This window comes from Pseudomonas sp. JH-2, from assembly GCF_036231725.1.
In the GTDB taxonomy this organism is placed as follows: domain Bacteria; phylum Pseudomonadota; class Gammaproteobacteria; order Pseudomonadales; family Pseudomonadaceae; genus Pseudomonas; species Pseudomonas delhiensis.
Genome location: NZ_JAZAQP010000019.1, coordinates 50,694 through 69,985 on the forward strand (window position 1 = coordinate 50,694; position 19,292 = coordinate 69,985).

15 protein-coding genes are annotated in these 19,292 nt (G+C 70.0%); 5 read left to right on the forward strand and 10 right to left on the reverse strand.

All coding sequences use genetic code 11. The features are described from left to right. Positions 1–47: 47 nt before the first annotated feature. The 9 genes from VV867_RS15190 to VV867_RS15230 form a co-directional block, all read right to left on the reverse strand. Positions 48–2,558: a fused MFS/spermidine synthase gene (locus VV867_RS15190; RefSeq protein ID WP_442965031.1), complete on the reverse strand. Its 2,511-nt coding sequence runs from the start codon at positions 2,556–2,558 to the stop codon at positions 48–50. A gap of 125 nt (positions 2,559–2,683) precedes the next feature. Then, positions 2,684–4,264, reverse strand: a complete 1,581-nt coding sequence (locus VV867_RS15195) for an arylsulfatase (protein WP_275630079.1) — start codon at positions 4,262–4,264, stop codon at positions 2,684–2,686. Between the two features lie 98 nt (positions 4,265–4,362). Continuing rightward, positions 4,363–5,376: an HAD family hydrolase gene (locus VV867_RS15200; RefSeq protein ID WP_275630078.1), complete on the reverse strand. Its 1,014-nt coding sequence runs from the start codon at positions 5,374–5,376 to the stop codon at positions 4,363–4,365. 14 nt (positions 5,377–5,390) lie between these two features. Then, a complete protein-coding gene (locus tag VV867_RS15205; RefSeq protein WP_109935715.1) occupies positions 5,391–6,704 on the reverse strand; it encodes a BatD family protein in 1,314 nt (437 codons plus the stop codon). After that, positions 6,701–8,287, reverse strand: a complete 1,587-nt coding sequence (locus VV867_RS15210; protein WP_328566858.1) for a VWA domain-containing protein — start codon at positions 8,285–8,287, stop codon at positions 6,701–6,703. Before VV867_RS15210 ends, VV867_RS15205 begins: the two co-directional genes overlap by 4 nt. A gap of 1 nt (position 8,288) precedes the next feature. Continuing rightward, positions 8,289–9,290: a vWA domain-containing protein gene (locus tag VV867_RS15215; RefSeq protein WP_328566859.1), complete on the reverse strand. Its 1,002-nt coding sequence runs from the start codon at positions 9,288–9,290 to the stop codon at positions 8,289–8,291. Next, entirely contained in the window at positions 9,277–9,783 is a 507-nt protein-coding gene (locus tag VV867_RS15220) for a DUF4381 domain-containing protein (RefSeq protein ID WP_109935718.1), read from the reverse strand. Before VV867_RS15220 ends, VV867_RS15215 begins: the two co-directional genes overlap by 14 nt. Then, positions 9,780–10,730 (reverse strand): DUF58 domain-containing protein, encoded by a 951-nt coding sequence (locus VV867_RS15225; protein WP_109935719.1) that lies wholly within the window; start codon positions 10,728–10,730, stop codon positions 9,780–9,782. Before VV867_RS15225 ends, VV867_RS15220 begins: the two co-directional genes overlap by 4 nt. Before the next feature lie 13 nt (positions 10,731–10,743). Further along, a complete protein-coding gene (locus VV867_RS15230; protein WP_109935720.1) occupies positions 10,744–11,724 on the reverse strand; it encodes an AAA family ATPase in 981 nt (326 codons plus the stop codon). Between the two features lie 323 nt (positions 11,725–12,047). Between VV867_RS15230 and VV867_RS15235 the strand changes: the two genes are divergently transcribed. The 3 genes from VV867_RS15235 to VV867_RS15245 all read left to right on the forward strand — a co-directional run bounded on the left by VV867_RS15235 (position 12,048) and on the right by VV867_RS15245 (position 15,255). Next, entirely contained in the window at positions 12,048–13,349 is a 1,302-nt protein-coding gene (locus VV867_RS15235; protein ID WP_328566860.1) for an OmpP1/FadL family transporter, read from the forward strand. 72 nt (positions 13,350–13,421) lie between these two features. After that, a complete protein-coding gene (locus VV867_RS15240; protein WP_328566861.1) occupies positions 13,422–14,090 on the forward strand; it encodes a DUF3313 domain-containing protein in 669 nt (222 codons plus the stop codon). A gap of 139 nt (positions 14,091–14,229) precedes the next feature. After that, on the forward strand, positions 14,230–15,255 hold the full coding sequence (locus VV867_RS15245; protein ID WP_328566862.1) for an AraC family transcriptional regulator: 1,026 nt from the start codon (positions 14,230–14,232) through the stop codon (positions 15,253–15,255). Here the strand turns inward: VV867_RS15245 and VV867_RS15250 are convergent. Next, complete coding sequence (locus VV867_RS15250; RefSeq protein WP_442965032.1) at positions 15,252–16,874, reverse strand: mechanosensitive ion channel family protein; 1,623 nt, start codon at positions 16,872–16,874, stop codon at positions 15,252–15,254. The genes VV867_RS15245 and VV867_RS15250 overlap by 4 nt on opposite strands. 431 nt (positions 16,875–17,305) lie before the next feature. On the opposite strand from VV867_RS15250, the gene VV867_RS15255 reads away from it, so the two are divergent. Both VV867_RS15255 and VV867_RS15260 read left to right on the forward strand, forming a co-directional pair. After that, entirely contained in the window at positions 17,306–18,436 is a 1,131-nt protein-coding gene (locus tag VV867_RS15255; RefSeq protein ID WP_328566864.1) for an AI-2E family transporter, read from the forward strand. 398 nt (positions 18,437–18,834) lie between these two features. After that, positions 18,835–19,092, forward strand: a complete 258-nt coding sequence (locus tag VV867_RS15260; RefSeq protein ID WP_089393320.1) for a hypothetical protein — start codon at positions 18,835–18,837, stop codon at positions 19,090–19,092. Positions 19,093–19,292: the final 200 nt, after the last annotated feature.

Below are 19,292 nucleotides of genomic sequence, written 5' to 3' on the forward strand. Positions count from 1 at the left end.
CCGATACACCCGTGCCACAACCCACGCCAAGGTCGACCTCGGAGGCGTTATTCGCCGCCCAGGAACCAGCGGTAGTAGGGGTTGTCGCCGTCGTCGCGGACCACCTGGCGGGCGTCGCGGGCCCAGGCCTGGCGGTCGCCGCGGTAGGCGTGCAGGCTCAGGTCGTAGAAGCGCCGCAGGCGCGCCCAGTGCTCGTCCACCGCGGCGCGGAAGGACGGCTCGGCGCCCTCCAGCGGCGGTGCACGGCGCAGCGCCAGCAGCGCCGGCAGCACGCGGGTGATCTCCCTGGCGCGCACCCAGGGCGCGTACTCGATGCGCGGCTGGTCGTCGGTGACCGGCTGCGCGTCGCCGGCGAAGCTTTCCAGCCCCGCGCGGTCGGTCACCCAGGTGGCCAGCAGCGCCTCGGGCGAGTCCACGCCCACCTCGCCCAGGGCCGCGGCCACCGCCGGCTGCGCGAAACGCTCGCGGATGCGCGGCACGTCCAGGCGCAGCGGCTGCAGCGAGCCCACCAGGAGCATCTCGTGGAACTCGGTGGTCCACAGCCAGGCATGGGGGAAGACGTCGATGAAGCTGCGCACCAGCGCGCGGCTGTCCTCCTCGTTCTGCGTCGGCAGCGGCAGCCACTGGGCGACGATGCCGCCCTGCTCCAGGCGGCTGGCGGCCAGCTGGTAGAAGTCCCGCGAGTACAGGTTGACCACGCCGGCGGCCGAAGGCGGCGGCGGTTCCAGGGTGATCATGTCGTAGCGCTCGGCGCTGCGCAGCAGCTCGCGGCGGCCGTCGCGCAGGCGGATGTCCAGGCGCGGGTCGTGGCGGGCGTCGAAGTTGCCCTTGAAGTGCGGCGCCGCGGCCAGCACCTCGGGCAGCAGCTCGGCCACCACCGGGTGCTGCAGGGCCGGGTAGCGCAGCATGGCGCCAGCGGTGATGCCGGTGCCGAAGCCGATCACCAGCGCCGAGCGCGGTTCGCCGTCGTGCACCAGCAGCGGCAGCAGCGCCTGCAGACGCATGTAGCGCAACGAGGGCATGGCGTCGCCGGTGTTGGACACGCCCTGGATGTACAGGCGGCTGAAGCGGTTCTGCCCCCTGCCCTGCTCCACCACCGCCACGGTGCCGCCGCGGCCCTCTTCGTAGAAGGTGATCTGCCCGTTGCGCGCGGCCGGCAGCAGTTCGGCCAGGTGCCGCGGCGAGGTAAGCGCGCCGGCCGCCAGGGTGGCGACGGCGACCAGCGCCACGCCCAGGCGCATGCGCTTGCCCACCTGCTGGCCGCGGCATACCGCCAGCAGCCCGACGGCCGCGGCCAGCGCCGCGAGCAGCGCCAGGCTGCGCACCAGGCCCAGGCCGGGCACCAGCAGGAAGCCGGTGAGCATCACCCCGAGGATGCCGCCGAGGGTGTTGAGCGCCACCACCAGGCCGACGTCGCGGCCCACGTGGGCGCTGTCCACCACCAGGCGCAGGGCCAGGGGAAAGGCGGCGCCCAGCAGCGTGGTGGGCAGGAACACCACGCACAGCGCGGCCACGGCGAAGCGCGCGCACATGCCGGCCAGCTCGCTGCCGCCCAGCCCCAGCACCAGTGCTTCGGCGCGGGTCTGCGCGCCCACCAGCCAGTGGCCGAGGCCGGCGACCTGGAGGATGGCCAGCAGCCCGGCGGCGGCGATCAGCAGGCCGAACAGGCCCCAGGGATCGCGGATGCGGTCGGCGCGCCGGGCGTACAGCGCGCTGCCCAGCACCAGGCCGCAGAGGTAGGTGGCCAGCACCATGGCGAAGGCGAAGGCGCGGGTGCTCATGAACTGCACGATGGACTGCGTCCACACCACTTCGTAGCCCAGGGCCACGCCGCCGGCCACGCAGTACAGGGCGATGGCCAGGCGCGCCGCGGGGCTGCGCGGCGCCACCGGCTGCCCGGCGGACGCGGCGGGCTCCACGGCCTCGCGGCGGGCCAGCAGCGCGCCGGCGGCGGCCAGCAGGTTGAGGCCGGCGGCGGCGCAGGCGCTGCCGAGCACGCCCAGGGCCGGCAGCAGCACGAAGGCCGCCAGCAGCGTACCGGCGATGGCGCCGGCGGTATTGGCCGCATACAGCCCACCGCCGGCGCGGCCCAGTTGGTCGTTCGCCGGTTTCAGCGCCCGCACCAGCACCGGCAGCGTGCCGCCCATGAAGAAGGCCGGCAGGCCGACCAGGGCGAAGGGCAATAGCCAGGCCGCCAGGCCAGTGCCGGCCTCCAGGCGGGCGAAGGGCCCGGCGGCGTGGGCCAGGGCGACGGTGGCGGCGACACCGAGCGCCGCCACCAGCAGCTCCAGGCCGGCGTACAGGCGCACCGGCCGGCGCAGGCGGTCGGCCCAGCGGCCGAAGGCCAGGCCGCCCAGGGCCAGGCCGGCGAAGAAGGCGCTGATGGCGGTGGTGACGGCATACACCTCCACCCCCACCACCAGGGAAAGCTGTTTCACCCACAGCACCTGGAACACCAGCGCCGCGCCCCCGGAGGCAAACATCAGCAGGGCCGGGAGCAGCATCTGCAGGTGGGCCCGGGAAGGGACTTCCGCGCCAACGGCACGACGGGATCGCATGGGGGACGGGCTGGCAGCTGAGGGCATCGGACGGCCTTGTCGGAAAATGGAAAAGCCTGCGACGGCAAAGCCGTCGCAGGCATCGGTCCGGAAGCCCGGCTCGCGGGCTTCCTATGCGGCACAGCTTACTTCGCAGTGCCCTGCTGCTTCATCTTCGCTTCGATCTGCTTGTCCACGTTCTCGCGGATCTGGTCGATGCTGAAGCTGGCCGGGCGCTGGCTCGGCGGGTACTCGACGAAGGTCTGCAGGAACTTCGCGGCCTTCTGCGTCCCCTGGAACAGCAGGTAGTCGTTCTTGGTCAGCCAGTCGTAGTACTGGTCGGAGACCACGTCCGCCCGCTCGTACGGGTCCATGCGCAGGTTGAACAGCTTGGGCACCCGCAGGCAGGTGAAGGGCTCGCTCCACACCTGCAGGCCGCCGGGCGCGCGCTGTTCGCACCAGACGATCTTCCAGTCGCCGAAGCGCATGCCCACCAGCTCGCCGTCGTCGTTGAAGTAGTAGAACTCGTTGCGCGCACTCTTGTCGGCCTTGCCGGTCAGGTAGTCCAGCTGGTTGAAGCCGTCCAGGTGCACCTTGAAGTTCTTGCCGCCGACGTTGGCGCCCTTGAGCAGGCGGTCCTTGATGTCGGTGTCGCCCACCGCGGCGAGCAGCGTCGGGAACCAGTCCAGCCCGGAGACCATCTGGGTGGAGACTTCGCCGGCCTTGATGTGGCCCGGCCAGCGGATCATCGCCGGCACCCGGTAGGCGCCTTCCCAGTTGGAGTTCTTCTCGTTGCGGAACGGGGTGGTCGCCGCATCCGGCCAGGACCACTGGTTCGGGCCGTTGTCGGTGGTGTAGATGACGATGGTGTTGTCGGCGATCTTCAGGTCATCCACCGCCTTGAGCAGTTTGCCGACGTCGCCGTCGTGCTCGATCATGCCGTCGGCGTATTCGTTGCCCAGCATGCCGCTCTGCCCTTTCATCGAGTCGCGCACGTGGGTGAAGGCGTGCATGCGCGTGGTGTTCATCCACACGAAGAACGGCTTGTCGGCCTTCACCTGCTTGTCCATGAAGTTGATGGCGGCCTGGGTAGTGTCGTCGTCGATGGTCTCCATGCGCTTGCTGTTCAGCGGGCCGGTGTCCTCGATCTTGCCGTCGGCGGTGGAGTGGATCACCCCGCGCGGCGTGGCGGCCTTGGTGAAGGCCTCGTCGTCCTTCGGCCAGTACGGGCGTTCGGGCTCTTCCTCGGCGTTGAGGTGGTACAGGTTGCCGAAGAACTCGTCGAAGCCGTGATTGGTCGGCAGGTACTCGTCGCGGTCGCCCAGGTGGTTCTTGCCGAACTGCCCGGTGGCGTAGCCCTGGGCCTTGAGCGCCTGGGCGATGGTGATGTCGCGCGCCTGCAGGCCCACCGGCACGCCAGGCATGCCGACCTTGGACAGGCCGGTGCGCAACGCCGACTGGCCGGTGATGAAGGTGGAACGGCCGGCGGTGCAGCTGTTCTCCGCGTAGTAGTCGGTGAACATCATGCCTTCGTGGGCGATGCGGTCGATGTTCGGCGTCTTGTAGCCGACCACGCCGAAGGCGTAGGCACTGATGTTGGTCTGGCCGACGTCGTCGCCGAAGATCACCAGGATGTTCGGCTTGTCAGCGGCGCTGGCGACCGAGCATCCGACTATCGCCGTCGCCGCCAGGGCGAAGCGCGACAACCATCTTCCCGTGCGTTTCATGTGGGTGTTACTCCTTTCCAGTTTGCTTGTCGTGAGCCACGACTACGTTCACCGGGGGCGCCGACCGGCCGGCTGGCGCCCCGCTGCGATCCTGCGGTTCAGTTGTTTCCCGCTTGCTGTTCGAACGGATAGATCCGCTTCCACTCCTTCGCCATGTCCACTACCGTCCAGCCCTTCTCCGTGGCCTCGTCGAGCGCCTTGTCCAGGCGCCCGACCTTGCTCTGGCGGTCGTAGGCCCATTCGCGCTCGCCGTCGGTGTGGTGCACCAGGCCGGCGAAGCGCAGGCCTTCGCCCGCGGTGGTCCATTGCAGCATCTGCAGGTCGCCGTCGGAGTTGCCGAAGGCGAGGATCGGCCGGCGGCCGATGATGGCGTCGATGCTCTCGGGCTTGCCGGCGCCGTCGTCGTTGTGGGTGAGCTTGGGCAGGCGCTGGATCGACAGCGCGCCCTCGTCGTCCTGGAAGCGGGTGGCGAAGGTGGTGCCGATCACCTGCTCCGGCGGGATGCCGTAGACCTCCTCGGCGAAGGCGCGCATGAAGGCCACTTCGCCGCCGGAGACGATGTAGGTCTTGAAGCCGTGCTCGCGCAGGTAGCCCAGCAGTTCCAGCATCGGCTGGTAGACCATCTCGGTGTAGGGCTTGTGGCTGCGCGGGTGCGTGGCGCTGGCCAGCCAGCGCCGGGCGTTGTCGGTGAAGGCCTCGGTGCTCATGTTGGTGTGGGTGGCCATGACGATCTCCAGCAGGCCGCGCATGCCGGCCGCCTCCAGGGCCTTCTGGTCGTTCTCCAGCACCGCCTTGAACGGCATCTGCTCCTTCCACTCCGGGTGCTGCGGCGCCATGCGCTTCACCTCGGCCAGGGCGAACAGCACCTGGAAGTACAGCGGCTGCTCGCTCCACAGGGTGCCGTCGTTGTCGAACACGGCGATGCGTTCGGCGGGCTTCACGTAGTCCTTGCCGCCCTCGGTGCTCACCGCCTCGACGAACTTCACGATGGCCTGCCTGGAGGGCCCGTCGTTCCACGACGGCAGCACCTCGGCCGCCTGGGCCAGCAGCGGCAGGCAGAGCAGCAGGGTGAAGATCCAGCGCAGGGTGGGCGGCGTGCGGTGTGCGTACATGGGACGTCCTTGCTTCAGGGGTTCAACGGCTTGAGGCTGTGGTGCGCCGGTGCGGGTTCGTCGTGTTCGGCAACAGCCTTCGGCAGCCCGGGCAGCGCCTTCAGAAGCGCCTCCGGGGTGTCTGCACGGTGTTCGCGTCCATAGCGAGTTCTGAAAAACGCTAGCAAATAATCGACAGTCGGCTCGGGCAGGCGGCCAAAGGCGCTACTCATTTCGTGACATCCGGTGCGCCGGCGCAGCCACAGGTACAGCGCGCCCAGCTGCGGCGGCGAGCCTTCGAGCTGCGGGCGCACCTGGCGCCAGGCGTATTCGGGAGAGTCCAGCCAGGCCTGCTGGCGGCGCTGGCGCCAGCTGCGCCATTGGCCGACCAGCGGCGCGCCCCAGCGCTGCCCGGCGAATGCCAGCGCGGCCAGCAGCACCAGGGCCAGGCCGATGAGCAGCCAGTGCCCGGCGATGTGCACCTGGGCCTTCTGCCCCAGGCGGCGCAGGTCCTCGGTGATGGAGAACGGCGCCTGGTAGCCGGCCGCGCCCTTGGCCTCCAGGTCCAGGGCCGGCACGGAGGCGGTCTTCTGCTCGCCCGTGGCGGCATCCCACCAGCGCAGCTCGATGGCCGGCAGGCTGAAGCGGCCGGCCTCGCTCACCACGTAGGTCGCCGCATCCTCGCGCTCGCCGCCGTCGACGCCACCGCGCCCGTCGCCCATGGGCTTCACCGTCGGCGTCTGCACGTAGCGGCGCAGCCCGTCCACCTCGGCGAAGGCCGGCGCCGGGATCAACATCGCCTGGGCCCCCTCGGCCTGCACGTGGAGGCGCCGAGTGACGCTGTCGCCTACCCGCAGCGGCTTGTGCGACTGCTCCAGCACCTGGCTGAAGTCGAGCTGCCGGGCCACCAGCCGCTGCGCCCCGGCCTCGCCGCCGGCGGGCTCGCGGGCGGTGAAATGCAGGGGCTGGCTGTGCACCGTCAGCGGCCCGCTGCCCTGCCCCGGCTGCACCTGGATGGCCAGGGCGGGAATGTCGAAGGCGCGGGCCTGCTGCGGGGTGATTTGGTAGCTGTAGCGCAGGCCGAAGAACGGCTTGCCGTCGATCTGCTCGGTGAGGTGCGTGGCCTCGCCGCTGGGCACCGACACCACCGCGCCGTCCAGCGCCAGCTTGGGCAGTTGCGGCGCTGCGCTGAACCAGGTGTCCACCAGCAGGTCCAGCTGCAGGCTGAGGGTGCCGCCCACCAGCACCGAGTCGCCCGGCAGCAGCTGGCTGCGCACCTTCACCAGCGGTTCGTCGGCCAGCGCCGGCACGGGCAGGGCCAGCAGCAGGCACAGCAGCAGGCGCTTCATGGCGTGGCCTCCGTGGCCGGGTTGCGCGCGGCGTCCTGCAGCAGGAACTTGCGCTTGAGGAAGCGCGCCGGCGAGGTGGTCAGGTTGCTCAGCCACTGCTCGTCGGAGCTGGCCTGGCCGGTCTGGCTCTGCACCGACTTGCCCTTGCCGGTGGTGTTGTCGAACACCTCCTTGTCGGCCTTCTCGTCCGGCGGCCCGGCTTCCTGCTGGGCGTCGCGGTCCTTCTGCAGGGCCTGCGCCAGGGCCAGGTTGGCCTTGGCCTCGGGGAAGTCCGCCTGGCGCGCCAGGGCCTGGCGGTAGGCGGCGATGGCCTGCTCGAACTTGCTCAGGCGCACATAGGTGTTGCCCAGGTAGAAATACGCTTGCGCCGTGTCCAGCCGGGCGAAGCTGGCCAGGGCCAGTGGGTAGTCCGCCGCGCGGTAGGCGGCGATGCCCTTCCAGTACACATCCTGGAAGTGCGCCGCGGCCTGCGGGTAGTGCTCGTGCTCGAAGGCCCAGCGGCCCTGCTGGTCGGCAGTGAAGAAGGCGTCCGCCAGCGGCCCGGCGTGTGCCGGCGGCGCCGGCCAGCCCAGGCCCAGGGCCAGCAGCGCGGCGCCCAGCCAGTGCACCTGCCAGCCCTTGCGGACGGCCAGCAGCGCCAGCGCCAGCAACGGCCAGCACAGCCAGTAGCCGGCGTCCTTCCAGTGCAGTTCGCGGCCGTCGTCCTGGGCCGCCTGGAAGTGCTGCTGGGCGTGCAGTTCGATCCAGTCCAGGTCGTCGTCGTTCAGCGTCAGGCTGCCCAGGGGCGCGTCGGCGGCGTCGGCCAGGCCCTTCAGGCCCTCGGCGTCGAAGCGCGCCAGCAGCGGCCGGCCCTCGGCGTCCTCCTGGCCGCCCTTGAGCAGGCCGCCGTCCTGGCTGCCCACGGCCAGCACCAGCACCTGCAGCTCGCTGCCCTGCAGGGCCTTGCCGATGGCGTCGAACTGGGTGCGGTCGGCGCCGTCGGTGACCAGCACCAGGGTGCCGGGCGCCTGCTCGGCGGCCAGCAGGCGCTTGGCCACCTCGATGGCGCCCAGGGCGTCCTTGCCGCTGCGCTCGATCAGGTTGCTGGACAGCGCCTGCAGGAAGCTGTCCAGCAGGGCCGGGTCCTCGGTGGCCGGCAGCACCAGGTGCGCGCTGCCGGCATAGGCCAGCAGCGCGGTATGGCCGCCGGCGCGGCGCTGGATGAGGTCGTGCAGCTTGTGCTTGGCCGCCTCCAGGCGCGAGGGCGGCACGTCGGCGGCGTCCATCGAGGGCGACAGGTCCAGGGCCAGGATCAGCGGCGCGCGGTTGTCGAGGAAGGCCGGACGGTCCTGCTCCCAGGTCGGCCCGGCGGCGGCGATGCCGCCCAGTACCAGGAAGGCGCCGAGCAGGTGCACCGGGCGCAGGCGCTGGTTGTCCTGCGGGGTGATCACCAGGTGCTGCAGCAGGTGCGGGGCGATGATGCCGTCCAGGCGCCGCGCCAGGTCGTGGCGGCGCGCCCACAGCAGCGGGAAGAGGACGCCGGGCAGCAGTGCCAGCAGCCACAGCGGGCGCAGGAAGTGGAAGGCGGCGAGGTCGATATCCATCTCAGCCCTCCACCTGCGTCTGGCGCCGCCCCGGCGCGCTCACGCGCCCGGCCAGGGCCGCCAGGCCATGGGCCAGCGCCAGGGCCAGCAGCGCCGCGCCCAGGGGCAGCCAGAACAGGTCGCGCTTGGGCTGGTGGCTGAAGGTTTTCACCTTGTGCGGGGTGATGCGGTCCAGGGTGGCGTACACCTGCTGCAGGGCACCGCTGTCGCCTGCGCGGAAGAAGCGCCCGCCGGTGGCCTGGGCGATGCCGCGCAGGCCGTCCAGGTCCACCTTGGCCTCGCCGCTGGCCGCGGGGTCGCCGATGCCGATGGTGTGCACCACGATGCCGTGCTCGCGGGCCATGGCCGCCGCGTGGTCGGGGGTGATGGCGCTGGCGGTGTCGTTGCCGTCGGTGAGCAGGATCAGCACCTTCTCCTGCTCCCGGGCGTCGGCCAGCAGCTTGATGGTCAGGCCAATGGCATCGCCCAGGGCGGTGTTCGGCCCGGCCATGCCGATGCCCACCTCGTCCAGCAGCATCAGCAGGCTGGCGTGGTCCAGGGTCGGCGGCGCCTGGGGGAAGGCGCCGGTGCCGAAGACGATCAGGCCGATGCGGTCGTCCTTGCGCCTGGCGATGAAGTCGCGCACCACGCTCTTCACCGCGCTCAGGCGGTCCACCTTCTGCCCGTCGGGGCCTGCGTAGTCGCGGGTCTCCATGGACTGGGAGATGTCCAGCGCCAGCATCAGGTCGCGGATCGGCCGTTCCTTCTCGATGGGCTTCTCCACCAGCACCGGGCGCGCACAGGCGGCCACCAGCAGGGCCCACACCAGCAGGTTCAGCCACAATTGCCAGCGCCCGCCGGCGGCCCGGCCACTGCCCGGGGCCTGGCCGGTGGCGCGGCTCATGGCGGCGAAGAACGGCACGCGCAGGGCGCTGCGCGACTCGTGGTAGGCGAGCAGGTAGCGGTACGCCAGCCAGGGCAGCGGCAGCAGGAACAGCAGCCAGGGATAATCAAACTGCCACATGGTGGACCTCGATCCAGTGCCGGCAGGCTGCCAGCAGCGCCTGTACCTCGCTGTCGGCCAGGGCCTGCAGGCGCTCGGCCGGGGCGTAGGCGAGCAGCGCCAGGCGCTGCGCCAGGTCCGCCGGCAGCGGCGTGGCGCTGCGCCGTTGCAGGAACGCCTGCCACTGCGGCCCGCCCAGGCGCGCCGCGGCCTCGCCGCCGGGCAGCGACAGGGCCACGCGCTTGAGCAGCTGCGGTAGTTCGCGCAGGGCGCCCAGGCGGCGCTGCGGGTCGGCCAGCTCGGCGCTCAGTTGGTCCAGCAGGGCCAGGGCCTCGCGCCGGTAGCGGTCGCGCCGCCAGCGCAGGTAGCGCCAGGTGCCCCAGGCCGCCAGCAAGGCGACCAGCACCAGCGCCAGCACCAGCCAGCCCCAGGTCTGCGGCCAGTAGCCGGTGACCGGTGGCGGCAGCGCCAGCTCCTGCAGCTGGTCGATGCCCGGTACGGCGGCCAGGCTCATCGCGGCACGCCCGATAGCCGGCCCAGTTCGCCGCGCAGCTGCTCCAGGCTCTCGCGCCCGGTGCTGAACATCATCAGCGGCACCTGGCTGCGGCGCAGCAGCGTGGCCACGTCCTTCAGCCGCCCGGAGAGGAATTCGCCCAGCGGCTGGTGCACCTGGCGCCGGCCCACTTCCAGTTCCACCTGCAGTTCGCCCTGGGTGACGGTGACGCGGCCGCGGTCGGGAATCTTCAGGGCGATGGGGTCGAACACCTGCAGCGCCAGCACGTCGTTGTGCGCGCTCAGCTGGCGCAGCAGCTGCAGGGTCTGCGGGCCGACGCCGGCGAAGTCGCTGATGATCACGATCAGCGCGTCGTGCCCGGCCACCGCCAGGCACTCGCGCAGCACCCGGTCGAGCTGCCCCGGCGACTCGTCGTCGGTGCGTGTCGCCTGCAGCGAATGGTTGTGCCGCACCACCGCCGAGCACAGCGCCTCCACCCGCGCGCGGCTGCGCAACGGGCGCACGTAGTCGATGCGCTGGTCGCCGAACACCAGCCCGCCCACCCGGTCGCCAGCATGGAAGGCCATCCAGGCGCCGATGGCCGCCAGCTCCGCAGCGGTCACCGACTTGAAGTTGCGTTTGGAGCCGAAGTACATGCTCATGCGCTGGTCCACCAGCAGCAGCGTCGGGCGGTCGCGCTCCTCGGTGTAGCTGCGCACGAAGGGCTTGCCGTAGCGCAGCGAGGCGCGCCAGTCGAGGTGCCGCAGGTCGTCGCCAGGGCTGTACTGGCGCAGTTCGTCGAAGCTCAGCCCGCGGCCGCGCAAACGCGCCGCGTGGTTGCCGGAGAGCACGCTGGACAGCGGCTGCCGCGACAGGAAGCTGAGCCCGCGCACCTGGTGCTCCAGCAGCATCAGCTGCTCCAGCGAGGCGTAGACGAAGCCGTCGGCGACGGGCGTTGCAGGGGCCATGGCTACCCTCCCCTCAGGCCGGTACCGCGACCTTGTCGAGCAGCCGGTCGACCACCTGGTCGGCGCTCACGCCGTCGGCCACGGCGTCGTAGGACAGCAGCAGGCGGTGGCGCAGCACCGGGTGCAGCACGGCGCGCACGTCGTCGGGCGAGACGTAGTCGCTGCCGGCCAGCCAGGCGTGGGCGCGCGCCACGCGGTCCAGGCTGATGCCGCCGCGCGGGCTGGCGCCGACCTTGATCCAGCGCGCCAGGTCCGCGTCGTAGTCGGCCGGGCGGCGGGTGGCGTTGATCAGGTCGATCAGGTAGCGGTCGATGGCCTCGGCCACGTGCACCTGGCCGACCTCGCGGCGGGCGGCGAAGATCGCCTCCTGGGCCAGCGGCGCGGGCGCCTCGGCGGCTGCGCCGGCCTGCTGGCGCTGCTCCTCGGCGCGCACCAGGCGCAGCACCTGGGTCTCGTCCTCCACCCTGGGGTAGTCGATCAAGAGCTTCATCAGGAAGCGGTCCATCTGCGCCTCGGGCAGCGGGTAGGTGCCTTCCTGCTCGATGGGGTTCTGCGTGGCCAGCACCATGAACAGCCCGGGCATGGCGTGGGTCTGCCCGGCCACGGTGATCTGGCGCTCCTCCATGGCCTCCAGCAGGGCCGCCTGGACCTTGGCCGGGGCGCGGTTGATCTCGTCGGCGAGGATGACGTTGCCGAACAGCGGGCCGGGCTGGAACTTCAGTTGGTTGCCGGCCTCGGTCTGCTGCAGGATCTCGCCGCCGGTGATGTCCGAGGGCAGCAGGTCGGGGGTGAACTGGATGCGGCTCATGCGCGCGTCGAGGTTCTTCGACAGGGCCTTGACCGTGCGCGTCTTGGCCAGGCCGGGCAGGCTCTCCAGCAACACATGGCCGTTGGCCAGCAGCCCCAGCAGGATGTTGCGGATGGTCTCTTCCTGCCCCAGTACCTGCGCACCGACGCTGGCTTCCAGGCTGGCGATCTGCTCACGTGTGCTCACTGTCTTTTTCCTTGTTCCGGCCGTCGCATCGCATGCGGTTTCCCTGCGGCGGGCGCACCATGCCTGGCGCTTTGCCACTCCACTGCGCTGGCGCAGGGTTGCCCTAACTCTAGCCCGCGCCTCGTTCTGCGCCACGGGAAAAGCCGCACTGTCGTGTAATGAGCATCCCCGACGAAACACGGAACCGGCGAGGTTGCGTAACCGCTGTCAGTATCTAGGCTGGTCTGTGTCACAACACTCCCCCAAAGGGGTGGTTCTCGCGTGTGCAAGGCAAGCGAGGCCTGTTCCGGAACCCACCCGATACACGAGCAAAAGGAAGCGCCATGCACCACCACTCGCCGCCTCGCCGCCTGCGACTGAAGACCCTGGCCGTGACCGTGGCCCTGGGCCTGTCCAGCGCCCATGCCTGGGCCGGCGGCATCCTCATCTACGAGGCCGGCCAGGAAGGCAACGGCCTGGCCAACGCCGGCGCCGCCGCCCTGGCCAGTGACCCCAGCGTGCTGATGAGCAACCCCGCCGGCATCACCGAACTCAAGGGCACGCAGGTCAGCGCCAATGGCCAGCTGATCCTCGGCCACCTGCGCTTCTCCCGCGATGGCGCCAACCAGTTCGACGGCAACGAAGGCGGCAACGCGCTGCAGTACCTGCCCGGCGCCAGCCTGTTCATCAGCCACCAGCTCGACGAGCGCTCGGCCATCGGCTTCGGCATGTACGGCAACTTCGGCCTGGCCCTGGACTACGACGACGACTGGGCCGGCCGCTACTTCAACCAGGAGGCGGCAGTCATCGGCGTGTCCTTCCAGCCGACCCTGGCGCACAAGTTCACCGACGACCTGTCCGTGGGCATCGGCCCGCGCATCATGTACGCCTACTACCGCAACGAGACGGCCATCAACAACAACCTGCTGGGCCTGCTCGACCGCCCCGACGGCCAGTTGGAGTACAAGGACACCGACGTCGGCACCGGCATCAACCTCGGCCTGCTCTACCGCGTCAGCCCCAGCACGCAGATCGGCCTGGCCTACACCAGCAAGGTCAAGCTGGAGTTCAAGGACAGCCCCGACGTGCGCAAGGTCAGCAACCCGATCATCAATGCCGCCCTGCGCCGCGCCGACGTGGACTCGCTGGAGCTGGACATGAACGTGCCGCAGACAGTGCTGCTGAGCGTGGCCCACGACCTCGACGCGCAGTGGAAGCTGCTGGGCAGCCTGGGCTGGCAGGACTGGAGCGACTTCGGCGACATCGGCGTGGAAGTGGACGCCAACGCCGGCGGCGTCAGCCGCACCGTCGACCGCCAGTACAAGGACACCTGGCACGCCTCCCTCGGCGCCCAGTACCAGGCCAGCAAGCAATGGCGCTGGAGCTTCGGCCTGGGCTACGACAGCTCCGCGGTGGACGACAAGGACCGCACCGTCGACAACCCCATGGGCGAGGCCTGGCGCCTGGCCACCGGGGTCAACTACCAGGTCGACGAGGGCCTGGACCTGCACCTGGCCTACACTCTGGTATGGCTGGGCGACATGGATGACCAGCAGACCAAGGCGCGCTCGGGCACCACGCTCTCCGGCACCTACAAGGACGCCGCGCTGCACATCATCGGCGGTGGCGCGACCTGGCGCTTCTAGGGCACGCGTGGCGGCCCGGCCAGGACAGCACTAATCTCACTGACTACAGAACCGTCCACAAGGAGCAACTCGATGAAGTTGAAGTCGTTAGCGGTATCCGTGTGCCTGGTGTCCCTCGTGCTCTCCGGCTGCGCGAGCAAGTACGTCGAGCCCGAGCAGTACTCCGGTTTCCTCAAGAACTACAGCGTGCTGAAGGAAGAAAAATCGCCTTCCGGAGCACCGGTCATGCGCTGGATCCAGCCGGGCATCGACGTCAACCGCTTCACCAGCGTTTATGTCGAGCCGAGCCAGCTCTATCCCCAGCCGCAACCCACCGAGAAGATCCCGCAGAGCACCCTGAGCGGCATCACCACCTACTACGACCAGGCCCTGCAGACGCAATTCGCCAAGGTCCTGCCGCTGGCCGGCGGCCCCGGCCCGGGCGTGCTGGTGGTGCGCCCGGCGATCACCGGGGTGAGCGCCTCGACCAAGGGCCTGCAGCCCTACGAGGTGATCCCCATCGCCCTGGTGGCCGCCGGCGTCAGCGTCGCCACCGGCATCCGCGACCAGGACACCAGCATCGCCACCGAGGCGGCCTTCCTTGACGGCGGCAACAGCCAGGTGGTGGCCGAGGTTGTGCGCAAGGGCGCCGGCGCCGAGCTGGAGAACTCCTCCCAGGTCATGAAGGCCAGCGACGCCCGCGCCGTGCTCGACGGCTGGGCCGCGGACATGGTCAAGTCGTTCCAGGCACTGAAGAAGTAAGCCCCGCCGCCCGGGGCCCCGCTGCCCCGGGCGCCTTTTCCGCAGCACCCCATACACGACAGCTCATCGCCCCAGCGTGCAGGCCCCACCTCGGCGGCCATACTGACGGGCAACCCACCGGCTACGAACAAGAACGGACATGGATAGCATTCGCGGCACAGCCTTTCTCAAATTCGGCGAACTGGTCACCGAGCGCGGCGCCTCCGTGCGCGACTTCCTCGCCCCCCATCGCATCGGCCTGGACGTGGTCGGCAGTTTCGACAAGCAACTGCCCTACAAGAGCCTGGTGCAGATCTTCGAGGGCAGCGCCCGGGCCCTCGACCTACCGCACTTCGGCCTGGAGCTGGCCACCCGCCAGGGCTTCGCGCTGGCAGGCCCGCTGCAGCACCTGGCCCACTCCGCGCCCACGGTGGGCGACGCCCTGGTGGCGGTGATCCGCTACATGAGCATATACAGCCCTTCCATCCTCTATCGCCTGGAACGCCGCCCCGGCCAGGCGCTGCTGTACTTCGACAATGCCCTGCCCAGCAACATCCAGACGCCGCAGATCGTGGAGAAATCGGTGCTGCACGGCAAACTGCTGGTCAGCGAAGTGAGCGGCACCCCCTGGACTCCCAAGGCCGTGATGTTCCGCCACCAGGCCGTGGGCGAAATGGAGACCTATCGCGAGTACTTCGGCTGCCCGGTGCTGTTCGGCCAGGACCACAACGCCCTGGTCATGCCCGCGGAGGTGCTGCAGCGCGCCTGCCTCCACCACGACGCGATCCTGCACTCCATCGTGCGCTTCTACCTGGAGACCTACAGCGACGTCAACGACGACCTGCGCGAGAAAGTGGCGCGCAAGATCCGCATCCTGCTGCCGAACCACCGCTGCAGCCTGGAGCAGGTCGCCCACGCCCTCGGCCTGCACCCCAGGACGCTGCAGCGGCGCCTCGCCGACGATGGTATCGACTTCGAGGAACACCTGGACCGCATCCGCCGCCGCCAGGCCGAACAGATGCTGCGCCGGACCAACCTGGGCGTGGCGCAGATCGCCAGCGAGCTGGGCTACCGGCGCACCACCTCGTTCTGCCGCGCGCACCAGCGCTGGTTCGACATGACGCCCCTGGAGCACCGGCGCCTGCACGGCGACCCCGGCATCATCATGCCGGGGGCCACCGACTAGCGGCGCGGATCGGCCCCGGGGTCGCCCTCCCCGGCCGGTGGCGCGGCCGGCGCGCTGTACCACCTGTCCCGGGGTACCCACTTCTCCTGCGCGGGGTCGGCCAGGTAGTGCGGCGACATGATCTGCACGCCGTATTCGTTGAACACGTCCTGGATGTTCGCGTGCAGCAGGCTCAGCAGCTCGGCGCGCGGCCGCGGTTCGCTGGGCACGGCCTGGGCCACCAGGCGGTACTCGGGGTAGAAGTCCGACAGGCCGGTCTGGAACACCTGCGGCCGGGGCTTGCCGAGAATGCCGTCGGTGCGCCGGGCAGCCTCGATCAGCATCGCCTCCACCTGGCGCCAGGGCGTGTCGTAGCCGATGGTCACCACGGTATCGACGATGTAGCCGGTGCCCTGCACGGCGCGCGAATAGTTGCGCGTCACCGAGCCGGTGATCATCGAGTTGGGCAGCGTCAGCACCTCGCCCAGGCCGGTGCGGATGGTGGTGTTGAACATGCCCACCTCGGTGACCGTGCCCTCGTTGTCGCCCACCCGCACGTACTCGCCCACCCGGAGCGTGCGCGAATAGGTGAGGATGAGCCCGGCGGCGGCCTGGCCGACCATGCTCGACGCGCCCAGGGAGATCATCAGGCCCAGCAGCACCGAAAGCCCCTTGAAGGCGTCGGTGCCCGAGCCCGGCAGGTACGGGTAGGCCATCACCAGGGCGAACAGCCAGATGGCCAGGGACGTCAGGCGCGTGGTCGGCTGCAGCGTCTCCACGGTTAGCCAGCGGATGTTCCCGGGGCGCGCCAGGCGTTCCAGCAGGCGCCGGCTGAAGCCGCTCACGCCGCGGGCGATGAAGAAGATCGCCACGGCCACGGCGATGCCCGGGATGGCGCCGACGATGCCGTCCAGCAGGTAGTTGGCCAGCTCCAGCAAATACAGGTTGAGGCTCTCGCCCCAGGGGCGGGTGTAGGGGAACTGCGAGAGCACGAAGCTCAGCCACTTGTAGCTGCACAGCAGTACGAACACCCAGTACAGCAATGCCAGCAGGCGGTCCGCCAGGTAGAACACGTACTGCATGTCCAGCAGCGGCGTGTGCCCGACCTTGATCTGGTAGGTGCGTTCACGCATCAGCAGCGGCAGCCGGCCGCGCAGCTTGCGCCGCAGGTAGCCGGCGCCCTTGAGCAGCAGCGCATAGACCAGCGTGGCCAGCGCCGAGAACCCCAGCGCCATGAGCAGGAAGCGCAGGCTGCGCGCCTGGCCGGTTTCCTCCACCACCACGCGCAGGTTGGCCGCGGCTGCCCGGGCCGCCTCCTGCACCGAGCCGCCGGGCACGTCCAGGTCCAGCGGCGAGACGATGAACGCCCGCCGGCCGCCCAGCAGCACCAGTTGGCTGTGCAGGATGGAGTCGACGCCGACCTGCAGCTCGTCGGTACCCTGCAGGGCCTCCTCGATCACCGCCTTGGCCCGCTGCGCGCGGGCCGCCGGCGTCTCGCCCAGCAAGGTGGCGTGGAAGGTGATGATGCTGCGGTTGGCCACCTTCAGCTCCGCCGGCGTGCCCGGCACCCCTTCCGTGGCATCGGCCGGCACCTCCGCCAGCACCCACCCCGGCAACGCGACGAACAGCAACAGCAGCATGCTGAACCAGCGCCTCATGTACTCCACTCCTTGGCCCTCGCTGCGGGCATCGATGGCTACACCTGCGGGCACGCACGGGTGCCCTGGCTCAAGCGTAGCCACTGGCGCGACATTCGTCGGCGCGCCGGCGGCACCTGCCGGAAACATCGACTGCGCCACAGTTCCCGGCCGCTGCGGCAGCCACCGCCGGCTATACCTAGGTTGTCGCCCACCCGGCCTCCGGGCGGGCGGCTCTCGTGTTCCGATGCAATGGCCTTTTTGGCCCGCCGACGTTGCGGGCGAGCGCTCCCCGCCGGGCCCCGCCAGGCTCCTGGGCCCGGCCCTGGCGGGGGCCTGTCGTTCAAAGAGAAGGCCGGTTTTTCCCCTGCGCTGGCGAGCCCCGCGCGTGCGGCTAGCCTTCAGGCATCGCACCCGCAATGGAGCTCTTCCGCATGGCCGCCCGCAAGTTCCTCGAGATCAGCAGTGCCCGCGACTACCTGGACGTCCTGATACGCGCCGGGCTGATCGCCGGGCTGGTGATCTTCTGCTACGAAATCTTCCGCCCCTTCCTCGGCGTGATGCTCTGGGCGGTGATCCTCGCCGTCACCCTGCACCCGCTGAACGCCCGCATCGCCGGCGCCCTGCGCCTGTCCCCGGGCAAGGCCGCCACCCTGCTGGTGCTGCTCGCCCTGCTGTGCCTCATCGTGCCCCTGGCCTTCCTCGGCGAATCCATCGCCAGCTCCGTGCAACTGGCGCTGCACTCGGCCCAGGAGTGGAAGCTGGAAATCCCCCCGCCCACCGAAGCCGTGCAAGGCTGGCCGGTGATCGGCGAGCCGCTGTACCGCATCTGGATGCACGCCTCCCAGGACCTGAGCTGGGCCCTGCAGCAGGTGGCCCCGCACCTGAAGGACCTGAGCAAGACCCTGCTGGTGAAACTGGCCGGCGTGGGCACCGGCGTGCTGGTGTTCGTCTTCGCCCTGATCATCGCCGGGCTGTTCCTGGCCAACGGCGAGCGCAGCGCGCAGCGCGCCACCGTCATCGCCCAGCGCATCTTCAGCCCCGAGCGCGGCGCCGAGCTGGCCAGCCTGTGCGCCGCCACCATCCGCGCGGTGGCCCAGGGCGTGGTGGGCATCGCCTTCATCCAGATGCTGCTGGTGGGCGTGGGCCTGGTGCTGATGGGCGTGCCCGGCGCCGGCCTGCTGGCCCTGCTGGTGCTGTTGCTGGGCATCATGCAGCTGCCGGTGCTGCTGATCACCCTGCCGGTGGTGCTCTACGTGTTCAGCCAGGACGGCGTGGGCGCAACCACCATCCTCTTCGCCATCTGGACCATAGCCGCGGGCCTGTCGGACAACGTGCTCAAGCCGCTGATGCTCGGCCGCGGCGTCTCCGTGCCCATGCCGGTGGTGCTGATCGGCGCCCTGGGCGGGATGATCAGCAACGGCATCATCGGCCTGTTCATCGGCCCGGTGGTGCTGGCGGTGGGCTACGAGCTGTTCAACTCCTGGGTGGACCAGGTGCAGAACGGCGGCGAACAGCCGGCGGCGGAAAAACCCGCGGGCGAACCGGGCGCCGCCCACCCCTGAATGGCGAAGGGCGGTACATACACCGCCCTCGCTCCGTTTCAACCGAAAAGTCCCACGCGCATTCGCCCTTGTGGTCTTACAAGGCGAGCCCCTAGATTCGGTCCCGTCACGGTGATCCCGTGGCCGGGCGTCGCAACCCGAAACCGCATAGAAGCGCACGAAGCGCCAATGCATCTTGCACAGGCGCTTTTTCTTGCCCGCTGCACGGTGCAGTCATGGCGGATCGTGCGGGTCAGGCTCCAGCCTGGCCGGTTTCTGCTTCTATGCACCGGTTTGCGACCCCCGCACGGTCCGCCGCCCTTTTGGGCCGCGGCCCTTCCCACTCCCATGAGGCAAAGGACATGCGCTACCTCTCCACACCGTGCATCCGTTGCCGACCCGCCCCCTGGAGGTAGCCCGTGCCCGAAGCGAAGCTGGAACCCCTGCAGCACCAGTCGTACGAAGACGTCCTCTTCGTCAACCCCAATGCCCCCGCCAACCACCTGTTCGAAGCCGCCGAATCGCGCCTGAGCCGCCTGGAAGACATGCTGCGGGTACTGGAGAACCACGAAGGCTCCGACGTCCTGGTGATGGAAACCGCCCGCATCGCCTCCGCCCTGGCGCCCCTGGCCGGCGAAGCCAAGCAGCTGTACGCCCTGGCCCACCAGGCGCGGTGATGAAGCCGCCACCGTTGCAACACCGACAATGCCCTCCGACGACGAGGGCATTTTTCTGCCCGCCCCCATCCAGCCGTAGGGCGCATAACGCCTAAGGCGTTATCCGCGAGGCGCGCCGATACCTCCTGCTATCGCGGACAGAGTCCGCTCCTACGGTTCCAGGAAGCACGATCGTAGGAGCGGACTCCGTCCGCGATTGA

Excerpts from the sequence above, each read along its gene's own strand:
- VV867_RS15190 (WP_442965031.1), bottom strand. The coding sequence starts at position 2,558 with ATGCGATCCCGTCGTGCCGTTGGCGCGGAAGTCCCTTCCCGGGCCCAC.
- VV867_RS15195 (WP_275630079.1), bottom strand. The coding sequence starts at position 4,264 with ATGAAACGCACGGGAAGATGGTTGTCGCGCTTCGCCCTGGCGGCGACG.
- VV867_RS15200 (WP_275630078.1), bottom strand. The coding sequence starts at position 5,376 with ATGTACGCACACCGCACGCCGCCCACCCTGCGCTGGATCTTCACCCTG.
- VV867_RS15205 (WP_109935715.1), bottom strand. The coding sequence starts at position 6,704 with ATGAAGCGCCTGCTGCTGTGCCTGCTGCTGGCCCTGCCCGTGCCGGCG.
- VV867_RS15210 (WP_328566858.1), bottom strand. The coding sequence starts at position 8,287 with ATGGATATCGACCTCGCCGCCTTCCACTTCCTGCGCCCGCTGTGGCTG.
- VV867_RS15215 (WP_328566859.1), bottom strand. The coding sequence starts at position 9,290 with ATGTGGCAGTTTGATTATCCCTGGCTGCTGTTCCTGCTGCCGCTGCCC.
- VV867_RS15220 (WP_109935718.1), bottom strand. The coding sequence starts at position 9,783 with ATGAGCCTGGCCGCCGTACCGGGCATCGACCAGCTGCAGGAGCTGGCG.
- VV867_RS15225 (WP_109935719.1), bottom strand. The coding sequence starts at position 10,730 with ATGGCCCCTGCAACGCCCGTCGCCGACGGCTTCGTCTACGCCTCGCTG.
- VV867_RS15235 (WP_328566860.1), top strand. The coding sequence starts at position 12,048 with ATGCACCACCACTCGCCGCCTCGCCGCCTGCGACTGAAGACCCTGGCC.
- VV867_RS15240 (WP_328566861.1), top strand. The coding sequence starts at position 13,422 with ATGAAGTTGAAGTCGTTAGCGGTATCCGTGTGCCTGGTGTCCCTCGTG.
- VV867_RS15245 (WP_328566862.1), top strand. The coding sequence starts at position 14,230 with ATGGATAGCATTCGCGGCACAGCCTTTCTCAAATTCGGCGAACTGGTC.
- VV867_RS15250 (WP_442965032.1), bottom strand. The coding sequence starts at position 16,874 with ATGCTGCTGTTGCTGTTCGTCGCGTTGCCGGGGTGGGTGCTGGCGGAG.
- VV867_RS15255 (WP_328566864.1), top strand. The coding sequence starts at position 17,306 with ATGGCCGCCCGCAAGTTCCTCGAGATCAGCAGTGCCCGCGACTACCTG.